Origin of the sequence: Acinetobacter sp. YH01008 (assembly GCF_013420435.1) — a bacterium.
Taxonomy (GTDB): Bacteria; Pseudomonadota; Gammaproteobacteria; order Pseudomonadales; family Moraxellaceae; genus Acinetobacter; species Acinetobacter pseudolwoffii.
On the sequence record NZ_VOYD01000007.1, the window covers coordinates 1 to 14,008 of the forward strand.

At 33.8% G+C, this 14,008-nt stretch carries 8 protein-coding genes; 4 read left to right on the forward strand and 4 right to left on the reverse strand.

The features are described 5' to 3' along the window. Nucleotides 1–209 precede the first annotated feature (209 nt). Entirely contained in the window at nt 210–2,000 is a 1,791-nt protein-coding gene (locus FTT75_RS06045; RefSeq protein ID WP_257230340.1) for a hypothetical protein, read from the forward strand. Between the two features lie 92 nt (nt 2,001–2,092). Here the strand turns inward: FTT75_RS06045 and FTT75_RS06050 are convergent, their stop codons facing one another. The 4 genes from FTT75_RS06050 to FTT75_RS06065 form a co-directional block, all read right to left on the reverse strand. Beyond that, nucleotides 2,093–2,962 carry a phosphoadenosine phosphosulfate reductase family protein gene (locus FTT75_RS06050; protein ID WP_004668057.1) on the reverse strand — a complete coding sequence of 290 codons (870 nt, stop codon included), beginning with the start codon at nt 2,960–2,962 and terminating at the stop codon, nt 2,093–2,095. After that, nucleotides 2,955–6,404, reverse strand: coding sequence for a hypothetical protein (locus FTT75_RS06055; protein WP_180186069.1), 3,450 nt, complete (start codon nt 6,402–6,404; stop codon nt 2,955–2,957). Before FTT75_RS06055 ends, FTT75_RS06050 begins: the two co-directional genes overlap by 8 nt. A 1-nt stretch (nt 6,405) precedes the next feature. Further along, nucleotides 6,406–7,290 carry a DUF4007 family protein gene (locus FTT75_RS06060; protein WP_180186070.1) on the reverse strand — a complete coding sequence of 295 codons (885 nt, stop codon included), beginning with the start codon at nt 7,288–7,290 and terminating at the stop codon, nt 6,406–6,408. 328 nt (nt 7,291–7,618) lie between these two features. Continuing rightward, the gene (locus FTT75_RS06065; RefSeq protein WP_180186071.1) at nt 7,619–7,882 is read right to left on the reverse strand and encodes a hypothetical protein; all 264 of its coding nucleotides are present in this window, start codon (nt 7,880–7,882) and stop codon (nt 7,619–7,621) included. Nucleotides 7,883–8,191: 309 nt separating this feature from the next. On the opposite strand from FTT75_RS06065, the gene FTT75_RS06070 reads away from it, so the two are divergent. The 3 genes from FTT75_RS06070 to FTT75_RS06080 are packed head-to-tail and all read left to right on the forward strand — an operon-like array spanning nt 8,192 to nt 13,829. Beyond that, entirely contained in the window at nt 8,192–8,683 is a 492-nt protein-coding gene (locus FTT75_RS06070; RefSeq protein ID WP_180186122.1) for a hypothetical protein, read from the forward strand. 2 nt (nt 8,684–8,685) lie between these two features. Next, complete coding sequence (locus FTT75_RS06075) at nt 8,686–10,869, forward strand: hypothetical protein (RefSeq protein ID WP_005094674.1); 2,184 nt, start codon at nt 8,686–8,688, stop codon at nt 10,867–10,869. After that, nucleotides 10,866–13,829 carry a tyrosine-type recombinase/integrase gene (locus tag FTT75_RS06080; RefSeq protein ID WP_180186072.1) on the forward strand — a complete coding sequence of 988 codons (2,964 nt, stop codon included), beginning with the start codon at nt 10,866–10,868 and terminating at the stop codon, nt 13,827–13,829. Before FTT75_RS06075 ends, FTT75_RS06080 begins: the two co-directional genes overlap by 4 nt. The last annotated feature ends 179 nt before the right edge of the window (nt 13,830–14,008 follow it).

The window sequence follows — 14,008 nt, forward strand, 5'->3', positions numbered from 1 at the left end:
TGTTCAAATGGCGATTCAGCGTTTAATTGGTTTTGGGAAAAAAGAAGAGTTTAAGGAAATTTTGGCAATTTTAAGAAAGCAGAATCCTGATAGGATAAGGGTTCTGTGAAATTTGTCGTGTACAGAGTAAAAGTTTATATAACTTTATAGAAACAACATTTGCGATTAAACCTGACTTAGATTTAAAAACGCTGTATCAAAAACTCGTGATGCCAAGTTATGGTTTAAATGACTGTTCATTTGCGCTCATTCTAGGTATCTACCTTGCGCAAGAAACACCACAATATAGAATCCTTCATCAAGGTAAACCAAAGAATCTTGCTGAATGGCTGAACTTAGTTCTGAATAAAAAAACAGGGACTTTACTCAATTTAGATATTTTGGCACATACTCAATTACAAAAAATGGAAATGAGTACACGTGATGAATGGAATCTACTATTCAAACAGTGGAGCCAAGAGTCAAATCCTAAGAAAATGATTGATATCTTTCAATCTATTGAAAATAAAAAGAAAGTAGACCCGATTCCGTTAGATTTAGAAATTCAATATAATTTGTTATTCGATAAATTCAAAACAACCTATGAAGAGCATAAGAAACAACAGGATAGATTTGATGCTACTTTTACCCAAATGCTAAGAGGTCTTGAAAGCTCAGATATCCGAGACTATAGCAAATTATTACAAGCAACTTCAGCTTTAATTAAATTTGCCAAAGACCTTGATCTCAAAAAAAGTCATATTGAATTACCAACAAAATCAACCTCTTTAGTTGAATACATTTCACAAGGCAAAAACACATTATCAGTCAAATTTAATCGTTTTTTTGATAATCTTGTTCTAACCTCACATCATGAAATTATTAACTTCCGTGAAAAATCGGAACAATATCAACGTGCTTTTATCACCTTACAAATGCAACAAGAGGCAAATAAAGTACAAGATAAAACAGCTCAACTGATTCAAAGAATTGAAGAAAAAGAACGTTTTAAGTATCTCTTGCAAGATATTGAGAGCTATATTCATACTTCACCAAATAAAACAATGAAAAAGAAAGAGCTTGAAACATTAATCAAAGAAGGTGATCGTCTTTTAATTGATATTGACAATAAACCCTCTATTTTTGATTCAGTACAAACCCTTGTTGAAAAACAAAATGGAATTCGGACTGTACAAAATGATTTTAGACAAAGAATTACTGATGTCAGTCAACAATTTGCAAATTTGTATGGTGGTTTTAATGAATTAAATGACCTCAAAATTCGGTTATTGGATGCTGAAGAATTATTAAAATTCTTTGTATCAACAGAGGAATATGACGAGATTTTAAAAATCCAAAAACAGCTTCAATTCGCTTTTGATCGTACGCAATCCTGGATTACCCAAGGTTTACCGAGCCAAAAAATGTTCGCTTTTTTAAATCAAACGATAGTTAAAGATCAGGAAGCTATGATGGCTTATTTGAGTGAACAACAGATTGATGCAGAGTGGGATTTTATTGAGGAAATTTTTGAACCTATTCGTAATGGCTATGTTAAAAAGGCACGATCAACAGCTGAACATTGGTTAACACAAACACAAAATGAACTTTCTTTCACACAGCAGGATATTTCTATTCTGCGGAAACTCGTTGATAAAGTTGAAGTGGCACCAGAAATTTTTGATGAAGATCAAATAATTCTTTTGCACTCTTTAAAGGATGAAATTCGTCATCAATTTAATCAATGTCATATGCAGATGTTCCAACGTTGGTTTGTAAATCTTGAAAGTGAATTTATGTCAACATCTCAAAATCAAACAGGGTTAATGCAATTACGTACTAAACTCAAAAATGTTCCCCACATAATTTTGCCATTATTAGATGAACAAGAACAAAAGATCATCACATTGCAAAAACAAATAGCTTCTGCTTTAGATCTTATTTCATTAGAGGATTTAGCTGAACGGATTAATACCCTAAGTCCAGACTTAAAACAAAAACTACTAAAAATGTTAAATTAAATAAAGCCCGTACTCAGCTAGATACTGAGTACGGGCTTTATATTATTTCTATCTAAATCAATATGAGACTGAGATTTTTATTTAGTACTAGCCTATTTATAACATGTTACACATGCCCCACCACCTTCAATATCATCATATACGGCATCCAAATCGACCATTTCGATTAACTGATCATCATGCAATATATTACGACGGCGTTTTTTCTTAAACTTTTCCATCTTTTTTTCATGGTCTGCTTTAATTTGAGCAATACGTTCAGGATCTTCAAGGGTACTTAATGGTGTGTCTTTTCCCATCCAATAATAAGTTTCACCATTCGCTGATTTGTCATCTTCAAACTGCTTCTCATACGCTTTTGCTTCTTCAAATTTTTCAGGATGGCGCTCTTTTAAACGTACCCATTCAATTTTCCGTTGATAGAAACAAAATGTGCACCCGCTGCGCGAACGCCACTCATAATATTTTGGTAATCCTAAACCTGTACTTTCTAAGAGAGCAATAATATCTTGCTTCACTAAACCATCTTCAGCAAATGGCATCTTAGTCGTCAAATATTTTTGGGTAGGAACATATCCTTCACGCCAAGGTTCATCTGCACGAATACCAACATAGCTAATAATTTCATAGCCATCATCTAAAAATGGTTTAACCCACTGCTCAAATGGAACCAATTTCATCTGTACCGTACACCAACGTTGATGTCCTGAAGGTAGGAAATGATTGTATTCTTTTAACCAATAATCAAAATCTTTATCAGAACCTAAACGCAAAATTGGCTTACCTAAATAAGACTCTAACTGATTAAGATATTCCATGACCTCAGGAAGTTCTTTTCCTGTATCCGTAAAGAAATATTCGATATCTAGTTCAGGATAGTGATCTCTCATATATACCGCGAGAGCTGCACTATCTTTTCCACCCGAAAGACCAAGGACATGCTTTACTTTTCTGTCAGACATGTTCGCCTCCTTTCTCAGAATGTGCTAAATCTAGATACTCTTTTAATAATTCATATAAAAGAATCGCTTTAGTATCTTTATTTAAATCACGACTATCTAGATATTCTTTAAATGAACCTATCGCAGACGATACTTTTTCCTCTGTTTCAGAGGTAATGCGTACATCCCTATTATATTCCTCAAAGCCTTGAGATGTATTCACAATTATCGCTAAATGTTTTTGCTCTTCTAACGTATTTAACTCAGGATGACCATTTTTGACAAAAAAGCAGAGTTGTTTAAATCGCTGTGCATAATTTGAAATATTTTGAGATGCCTTCTTAAGACTATCATCTGTCCAATCTCGCTCAGGCATTTGAGACAACAATGTAATAACATTGCTGATCCATTGTTTAGATGCTTCATTACTTTTCGTTAAATGAAAGGCAAATTTTTGTAACTGCCAATCCGCAGCGGAATGACTAATAATCTCCGCTTGGGCAAGTAGTTCAGGTGTCAAATTTCCTAATTCATGGATTAACTCAGCTTCGAATTTTTGTAATAAATGAGATTTAGCCTGATCTAACTCTAAAAACAAGTTAGTCATATCTGATTGAATAGAATCATTTTTTGCGTGTCCAGCATCTAACAAATCATATAAATCATCAAATAACAATTTAAAAGGATCATCTGCTGTTAAAATAACAGCGCGCAATTTTTGTGTTTTTTCACTAAAAAAATTAATATTACGTGAATGCTTAACCCATTTTGACTTTTTCATTAGTGCAGAAACAATAAAACGAGCTACTTGTAATGCTGAAGCCTCTATCGGTTTTCCATAATTTGCCTCAATACTATTTGCTAAAAGATCAATAAACTGTTGTTTCTCAACCTGACCTTTTACATATTTTACTGCGATTTCATGAGGACGTTTGATCAACTTATTGATGAATTCCTCATCCATATCACTAATAAAACGGAACTCATTCGTTACATCTTGATCATAAAATGCAAGAGTGTCTTTCTTAGCTTGCAATAGAGCGAGTGCAAATATAGGTAAAACACCCTGTGGTAAACCAAAGGGTTCAACCGTCCATTGTGCTTTATCATAAAAGTCTGCAAGGGTGATTAAACCTTTACTTTCTTTAATAACCTTAAACCCGTCTTCCAACAGAATATGCGAATTTGAGTCTTTCGCCTCATGCTGTTTTGGAATTACAAAAGCCCATTGCTGTGTTTCAGTATTAAACTGATGAAGACCTAATCGCTTCAAACAAGACAAATAAATTGCTTTCTCAGCCGGAAATTTCTCAATACCAAGGTTTTCCATTTCTGAACTATGAAGCATTTTTTCTAAAAGTTTTCTTCGCCCCGAAGCTGCGGAACTGGAAATTTCATTTCTAACTACGAGTTCATTAAATATTTTAGGACATCTATTAAACATATTATCTGATATATCAGATGCGATAACAGATAGCTGTTTCTTCTTGTATTGCTTACCTAAATGATACCAATTAACAGAATCAAAAGACTGGTTAAACAATTTATCTAATTGCTGATAAACATGATTATATCGTACATCAAACTCTTTGTTTGATGATGAATCAAACATCAACATAATTTGGTCTTTCTTGATCTGTTGTAATACAAACAGCTCTCTAGCCCAAATATCAATTTCTTTATAATTTTCTGTTTTAGCTAAAATATATTTTGGGAATTTTTTAGAGATCTCTTGAATGTCCTTCTCAGATAAAGACTCTTGAGCTAAAAGAATAAAATTAGCAACTGCCTTATTCACACTATTATTCGCTATAGTGTGTAAGTTAGTTAATGAATGAATTAAAAATTTCCCCATCCATCGCATAATTCCTTTTTCTTGATAATGCCTTTTTGCCAGTACAATATTTTCTTTATAACCAGTCAAATCCAAATAGTTTTGATTTTCACTCAAGCTTTGTAACTTTGAATTTACCAATTCTTGGATATTAATAGATGAGGAGTTCACAACTACATAAGATTTTGTTGTATTCAAGAATCTTAAAATTTTCCAATCCACTAAAGTGTCTAAATAGACATCTATCAATTTCCCTTGAGTTTCATCACTATAAAAACTGTATTTCAGTAAGTCTCTAGTAGGATAAATACCTAAAGACTTCCCGAAAATATTCATCATAGCTATAGATTTAATAAGGTTAAAACATAATTGTGCTTGTGCAATAGTCTTATTTTCCTCATTTAGTTTCTTACTAGCTAAAGTTAGAGACTGCTCAACAATACTCCAATCATGTCCCTCTTTTGAACTCAAAATTTGGTGTTCTAAGTTATGACTTAGGTAATCCCATAAATCAACAATTGAATACTTTTGTTCAAGTAAAGTATTTGCATCAAAGAATTTTCTTAAACTATAAGGCTCTGCGGACATCAAAAAGCTGAATATACTTCGTTCATTTTGACTAAAACTACTTTTAGCAACGGCGCCTAATAAAACTGACGTCAGAGGATGTAATGGCAATGAGTTATAAAAATACTCTTTAACTTTTGGACTATGATCAAGCAATCTAGAACCAATAAATTTTTGGACATTATTGATCAACTCTTGATTATTAGCCTGAATTGCATCTGGCAAAGCTATTTCTGTTCTTTTAATCGTCTTTGAAACAAGTGCTATAGATTCATCTAAGGAAATTCGATATGAAATATCAATGTATCTACCCTGAATTTTCGACCACTCTAGGGCAATTTGATGATTCAACCCCTTCGCATAATCAGCAAAAGACTGATGTAAAATACCAACAAATACGAATGGACACTCTTGTGTAGATAACTGTTTAATTTTTTCAGCCAAGTCTTGAAAGAAATGTAGATTTCCTGAATTTCTCGCAAAAGTTTCTAGTAATTTACCCATTTCATCTAAAATGAATAAAGTTCCAGAAATCTTTTCCTTCAAGCAATTAAAAATATTGATAATAAAACTTAATAACTGCTCTTCATTCTTTACATCAGTTTCTATATCAATATTTTTTTTAAGGTAATTTAATAGTCCAGCAATTTCTACAGCATTTAAAATAGCTTTTCGCAGAAGTGTAATTGGTTCCACCACACCAGCTACAGCTTTAATTACAAGCCATGGCTTAGTATTAATATATTTTGTACAGAAAACTTTTTCTAATTTGGTATCCAATTCTGAATCATTTATTAATTTTTTAACAGCATCACGTACTTCATTATTAGAATGAATGTACCCTGTTAATATTGCAGCTAAAGTAGATTTACCAGTACCATAACTCCCCGTAACGGTGAACGTAGAGCTTGTCGAAGATGCTAGTGTTGATAAGGCATTATACGCTGTGCCATGGAATACGATTTTTTCAAAAAAATCCTTAGAGACATCAACATCTAAACGTGTAGAAAGCAGATGATTGACATTAACTTGGTAATATTGATTCAAATTATGTGCTTTCATCTCAGTTCGTCTCACTATAAATTTTTTCTAAAAGATTATCTAAATTTACTGCTCTAATATCATCACAAGCTAAGCTCCTGATTCCTTTACTATCTGACCAATAAAAACGTGCATCTAAGTTTGCACATTGATTTAAATAACTATCTATACCAAAATTATTAATTCTAAATAAACGTCCCGGACTACCTGGCATGGTCAAAATACTGTCAACACTAATAGTTGATGAATCTGCAAAATATATCTTCCAAAAATCAACTAAACAATATAAAAAAACCTCAGTCTTAATATCTTTATGCTCAGTAAAATCAGAAACATACCCATTTCCAGACATTTCATAAATCAGCTTCAATTCATTTAAAGGGGATACAAAAGATTCCTCTCCCTTAAATGTTTTATTCAATTTCTTTGCATAGCATAAAATGAAACAATCAAAATCCTTTTGAAGCGTAGCAATCGCAGATATTTTTTGATTTTCAGCTAGTAGCCAATCTTTTAATTCATTTACCAAATTTTCTTTAGTGAAATATTGAGAATTAGAAAAGTTGAAATACCATCGAGCAAAAGTTAGTTCTGAATAATTTTTTTGAATAAAATAATGCAATAACCAATTTGATTCAGGTTTTTCTAAGAAGGGATCTAAGTTTTCGATAATTTTTGTTATATCTGAAAGATATCTGTCTTTTGAAGACTCATCATTTAGAGGCTTTAATCCCGTTATCTCAGTCCAGTACTTAATACTGTTGACCATATTTTTTCCGACACCTAGGTCAACAACCAAATTTTCTTCATTTTTTTCTTTATAATTTAATGAATTATACGACTTATTAAGCCATCCATATCTTAATGCAAAAGTCTCATGACCTGAAAAGCGCAGTGTAAAACTCATAGTCTAGTCGTCTTAAAAACAGATTTACTGGAAGATTTTCTCCAGTAGCTTATAGATCATTATAATTTTATTCAAGGAATAACTTGATTGATACGACACAACCTGTCTTTCTAAGCAGTACATTTAAGCATTAATATGCTAATCCAAGATATTTATACATCTGCTCTCAGGCAAGTAAAAAAATAGTATGAACGTTCACAGTAGGCTACTTACACTTTACTTACAACTAAAATACCTTAATCCATTGAAAATATTTATAAAATATTTCTACTATTCCCAACGCTCATTCAAAAACTTAATCGCTAGATTCATAGTAATGTTATTAAACCTACTTCAACCCAAACCCATCTAAGGTTGAAGGGTTAAAATTTTCATCAAACATAAACTCATCTGCTCGCTCTTTTTTTAATGTCGCCAGGGCATAAAAGAAACATTTTTCACATAACTGCAATTCATATCTTTCCCCGTCATGCTTGGAACCATAGCCCCAATGCGCCGATAAAGTGCCAAACTCCAGTTTCGTTGATTGGTTGCATACATCACATACAACATCTGTAACGACTTCTACCTGTTTCAGTCGTTTAATTTCCATATACGGCTCCCGATATCAATCAAGTTAAATTCGTCTACATACTTATCAAAAATTGATTCCTGTTTGGTTTTAATTACCATTAAAAAAAGATTAAAAACACTATATATAGTGAAATTTACAATTTAATAACACAATATAGGGTGCGTAATCCTTGACTCCCCTATAAAAAGTACGTGAATATTATAGTTTATTTTTCAGCCACTTGGCATAAATATGGGGAGACATCAGCATATGTCTATAAAAAAAAAAGCTATTGAAAGTCATCGTGTATCTTCAAAAAACTTAAAATTAATGTGTTATCCAAAATGTATGCATGCGTACCAAATCTGGATAGCTTTATTTTTCCAACTGAGTGATAAACAGCAAAGCTATCACTTGAATTTAACTTTTAAACAGAATATCGAAATCCCGCTCCTTACCACTAAAACACCTGATCACTATTTTTTTAGTAGTCATTTCAGCTGGATCTATGCTTATTTTTACAATAAGAATAAAAATGAATTTAAGTTCAGAGCTTATGAGAAAAATAATTCCTACCAATTCACCATCCAGGCTTTAAGCGAAGTTAGGGCCTTACTGTGTTCCGGATTACATCACTCAATTCATGGCTTAGATATCATCGCATATTGGCTAAATGAACAATACTTAGCCGCACATCTTCAGGAAGTTTTCGGTCAGGAAGTTTTAACTATCAATTACCTACGAGAATTATCAGGACTGTCTAAATCCAAAAGTCCAGTGAGTTCTATTTCAAATTATGCCGACCCACTGTCATTAGAAAAAATTCTGGCGGGAATTTAATCATGAATGAATATCGTTATTTAGAAGATACTCAAGAATTAAAGCTTGAACCATTTCGAGACTTCTATCAAGCACTGGCGGAAGCAAAACTGGAAAATGATCAGGACTTCTTTAAGCTCAATGATTTCATCCGACCAGCTGAAATCGTTAAACTAATTAAAATTATGAATCAGCATCCTACTGATCTATCGATTAGTAAGTATCCATTAGCTCATTATCTCCTGGCGCTGATCAACACTCCATCAGCATATCAATCAAATGCACTGAAATGGGCCATTTTCAATACTCAATGCATTGAATTACTTGATAGCAAAGAACATGCAGCTACTGTAGCTAATCTTTGTAGACGTTTTCGTTTAGCCAGTACAAAGCAGGAATACCATTGGCTTTACAATTTTTTACCGTCTCTTCCGATCGAATTAGACGATCTTGTTGAATTTCTAAAAGAAGCTGAAACTGAGAATAGAAAATTATTTGACAAATCCAAAGAGAGTTTAAAGAAAACCGAAATAGGCCAATTGGCAGAAATCCGCGTTATTTATACGTATACCTATACTCAATCAGAACGTCAAAAAAGACACCGTCAAAGTAATCCAGGCATCCAACAAGAATCTCCCCAAACAGATATTTACAAGACATCAAGAACTACTCTTGATGATGAGCAAACGTATCAGACCAAGTTTGAACAGGGTACAGCTAAACAATCACGCGAAGATAAAATCATTGAAACAGTTGAAGATCATAACTTTGAATTTAATGGATTAGAGCAACATTCTGTCACTGCTCAAATCGTAAATCTGAAAAGTAAAATTCTGCATCAAAACAAGAATGAGCTAATGAACAAGCCAAATCCTCGGGTTTTCGATTTACCTACTGCACGGCACGTTATGCAAGTTTTATTTGAAGAAGCAGAAAGTTCTCCCATTCATGCTTTACTTCTATTTTCAGTACTCAGCCTTACTTATTATAAAGATCTGCCAGTTTTCCAAAAAAACTCACGAATCACTGCAAAAAATAAAAAGGTTTTACTGAAGCCTGACACGTGTTTCTTCAAACAAAGCTTTGAAGTCTCTAAATTCAAAGATTTTGTTTTAAAAGAACATATGCTGAATACCATAAACTCTTTTACGATTCCCTTGCCTCAAGTTTACTTTAAAAATATTTTTCAACTAAAAAAGTGGGATCATGCAAAAATTGATTCAAAGGTACAAGAGCATTTACGTAGCATCAATAAAGAGCTGACTTTCCAGCTAACTCAACAAAATCTCCCACGTTTACTCAGTGACATTACATTGAATGAGCTAGGTTATGAATTGGAAAGTAAGTTACTTAGCGGCGTAAGCCTTCAACACTATATTCCATGCCATTACTCTTCAACACAGATCATAGATATTCTCGATATTTATAGCCAAACACTTTATCTAGTTTGCCCGCACCTCAACAGTAGTTATATCGAAGAATTTAAATCTCCTATTACTTTCGGTAGTCAGCAAACACCTGATCTGCCACTGGTTAAATCTTTATTTAAACAGCTTGATGAACAAGTTCGGGGTAATCCAAATCCTTTCAAAACACTGAAGTATTATTCAATTTGGCTTTGGCATATTTGCATGATTATGACCTCTGCCCGACCAAGTGAGTCCTTCCCGCCCAATCTAGATTATATTGACCTCGACAATCAATTGATGGCTGTTGCAGATAAAGAGCAGCGTTATTCGGGCACCATTGGACGATATCTACCGTTTAACGATTATCTTCGTGATGAAATACAGCATTACCTAAAATATTTAAAACACTTTCTCTACCTCACGAAAGCCTATCTGTCCAATGAACAAGTACAAGCAATCCATGAGATCTTCGAGGGTGAACGCCCCTTTCTATTATTTTACGATCCACAAGGATATATCCGAAATTTAGAACTTTCTGATATTCAAAAATACTGTACAGAAATAGCCCTTCAGCGCAATTGGACCCGCCACTTTGCTCGTTATTTTTTTGCACAATACTGCAATGAAGATGTAGTTAAAGGCATCTTTGGTCATGACGAAGCAATGCAGGGACTGTTTGATCGTTATTCGGGTTTTCAGGCAACTGATTACGATCATATTCGAGTGGCACAAGACAAGCTTGTCGAAATATTAGAACTTAAAAGTATGTCGACATTCAACGGGATCATGATTAAATGAGCAGACATCCACACTCCATAAAACGACAAAAAAAACTTATAAAAAATAAGGAATTTCTTCTTAAATTATTTAGTGAGAAATGCCTAGAGCTTACACCTGGAAACTATTCCGATGTATATAGACAAGTCGATAATCAACTTTTGGAAAAGTACAAATCTAATACTCGTAGTCATAAAATGGCACGCTTAGAATTCGCGAAATATATCAAGCGTTTTAATCGTTTATCAAATCAAAACTACCCTATTCCTGCAACACCTGTTAGTCATGAAAGCCCCCCACCTCAGCAAAATATTGAGACTTTAAAACATGGTAAAAGGGTGACTCAATTTGCCAAAAATTTGATTGCTCACTGGACAGGACATAATGACTTCAGTCCAACTCAATCCCTCGCTTTTTGTTTGATCAGCACAATATTATTCAATGGCATTTATAATGAGAACGAACTACAAAAGTTTTTAAAAATCATTTTAAAAACAAAGAAATTTCAAAGCTTCTTAGACTCGAATCATATTGTTTCTCTAGAGATCCCAAATCCAAATTTCGGTAATCAGCGTATTAATGACCTTGAGTTTTCAGTCAGCTATACCAAAACATTTGTGCTGCACGATATTGTGAAATGCTGGATCTACAGACTAAAACATCAAAAATTTGATTTATTTTCGGACATTTATAATGCAGAACAACTGATTAATGCTTGTATTATCGAATGCTTTCCTAAAGAAAAAGTACGTTGTAAGGACCTGTTAAAATACGGTTTTTACTATACACAGTTCCTGAAAAACAGCGGACTGGATCAAATGTCCATTTGTATCTTAAAAAATGAAATTTGCAGTTCAAGTCCTCTTGAAAAACAATTAGCAGCTTATTTTGTTCAGGTTGAACAAGCTAATCCTAATAACAATAAGATTGAGAATACTTGTGAAAACCATCAGGCTCCCTCTATAACCAATATTTCTATAGATATAGCTGATGCTTTAGCAGAAATACGTCGAGCTATTCGTGCAAAAAACTATAGCGATCGACTCATAGAATTATACGCCAAGGAACAACCTCCAGCCTTGGAGCGTTTGCTGCTGTGGAGCATTCTACGCTCAAAATTAACGGATTCCCAACTAGACCTTCTCAATCATATTATTCAGCAGCAGCAACGATTTAAGCGCAAGCTTATACAAGCAGATTTTCAGTCAATTAAGCAGAGTTCTCTAAATACCATGTTTTCACAGTTTGCCGTCCATTGGCTACAGGCAACGCAAGACAAAGATATTGCATCATTTTCAGATGCTGACTTTGAAGATATGTATGGAGAAATGCTTTTATTAAAGAAAGAAACGAATCGAGCGACTATACAAAAACGTCTACAGGAATTTCATCACAAACAGAGCTTGTTCTTTAATGCTCCGGCTGTCGATCTGGATAATTTAATCCAACCAAAAATCTGCAAAACCGCACTGATCTCACCACATCTTTTTCACGGCATGTTACAGCGGCTCGAAACTAATCAAGGTATTTCGGTTCAAGATAAAAATATGTTTAAACTTATTTTTATTCTGGGTTTCAGAGCCGGACTACGGATTAATGAAACATTAAATATTTTTGCCCGTGATCTGTTTATTACTGAAGATGCTGTGATGTTAACTATCCGAAATAATCGCAGTAAAAATCAAAAAAGTTATTCAGCTTACCGTAAGATCCCTCTTCATCATCTGCTTAAAGCAGGCGAATTACACGCATTCAAAACGTATAGTGAGAACAGACAACGAGTTCTAAAAGCACAAGGAAAATCACTTGCACAACCGCTGTTTCTAAAACAGTCCTTAAAAGAAACTCATGAAAATGAAGTAAATTCTCTATTAAAACAGTTAATCCAGTCATTTTTCGGTGAGCACAATTTTACTTATCACAGCCTGCGTCATTCAGCATTTAATCATCTTTATCTGATTTTAAAACACTCACCGCTTGCTGATGCATTTACAGACTATACGCCAAATGAGCAACTCCGCATCCGTTATGCCTTGCAACGAAACAGAAATACTCAACAGATCTGGTACGCCCTTTCTCATTTTGCCGGGCATCTAACCCCTGAAACGACCTGTTCAAGCTATCTGCATTTAATGCACCTGGCAATTAGCTACCAACTGAATCAAATCGAAAGTCCACTCCCTAAAGAAGCCTATTTCAATATTCTAAAACATGATGCTGCTGTTAAATACCCTGTTCAACAACGTGCAATCAGGTCGTTCTTATTTGATCAACTCACTAAAGACCGTTACAAGCAACATGATCATCAATATCAACCAGGGCACCAGCGTTCCACTGATCCACTCGTACTGGGAGCACATGATTCCGAAATGAATTTTGAACTATTGCATCACATTCTTGTAGTTGAAAAAGAAGAGAATCTTTTATTACCTGAAGCTATTCCTTTGCAAGTAGCAAAAAAATTACGTGCTAGAGCCCTGCATTTGAAAACTTCCTGTCTAAACCAAAAAAAATCTTCCCGCCTATTTACTACAGACTTTTTAAGAAAATCTCCTGATGCACTGGTCACCATGTTGCCCACCAATCAGGAAGAAAAACAGATCATTCATAAGGTTCAGGAACGCTTCACAACAGTACATCATCAATATGAAAAACAGCTCAATACGATCTATTCAATTTATCTTGAAAAAGTTCAGCCCAATTCAGCCCAGTTAATTTTTGAACTGAATGAAAAACGGCAACTGAAGAAACTTCTTTCTTTTATTCATAGTTTATTTCCGAAAAAATATCTTCATTTAGAACTCTCTCAACAGAGCAAGACAGAGCTCAAAAAGACATTACAGGATTTAACATTACGGGCAGAAAACTTCAGCCTGAATGAAAATGAAAGGCGAATTAAATTCTGCTTCAAAAGTAAAGATGCAAAAGCACTTGGGGTATTCAAGTTACTGATGTATCTCATGATAGTTTCTCATCTTTAAGCTGTTTGTAATAAAAATTTAAACTCTGAGCAACGATAATCAAATAGTATAAACTCTAGGGGCTTTGTTGCACAAAGATTTCCTAACTATATGATTTTATAGGATTTGATTGTTTTTCAGTCAGGATTTTAATTTAATAAAATCAATGGCTTATATATTTATGCAACAAAACCCTTTCA

Bases quoted from the DNA above. Each gene is read 5' to 3' on its own strand.
- FTT75_RS06060 (WP_180186070.1), bottom strand. From the start codon at position 7,290: ATGAGTTTTACACTGCGCTTTTCAGGTCATGAGACTTTTGCATTAAGA.
- FTT75_RS06045 (WP_257230340.1), top strand. From the start codon at position 210: ATGCCAAGTTATGGTTTAAATGACTGTTCATTTGCGCTCATTCTAGGT.
- FTT75_RS06055 (WP_180186069.1), bottom strand. From the start codon at position 6,404: ATGAAAGCACATAATTTGAATCAATATTACCAAGTTAATGTCAATCAT.
- FTT75_RS06065 (WP_180186071.1), bottom strand. From the start codon at position 7,882: ATGGAAATTAAACGACTGAAACAGGTAGAAGTCGTTACAGATGTTGTA.
- FTT75_RS06050 (WP_004668057.1), bottom strand. From the start codon at position 2,962: ATGTCTGACAGAAAAGTAAAGCATGTCCTTGGTCTTTCGGGTGGAAAA.
- FTT75_RS06070 (WP_180186122.1), top strand. From the start codon at position 8,192: ATGCATGCGTACCAAATCTGGATAGCTTTATTTTTCCAACTGAGTGAT.
- FTT75_RS06075 (WP_005094674.1), top strand. From the start codon at position 8,686: ATGAATGAATATCGTTATTTAGAAGATACTCAAGAATTAAAGCTTGAA.
- FTT75_RS06080 (WP_180186072.1), top strand. From the start codon at position 10,866: ATGAGCAGACATCCACACTCCATAAAACGACAAAAAAAACTTATAAAA.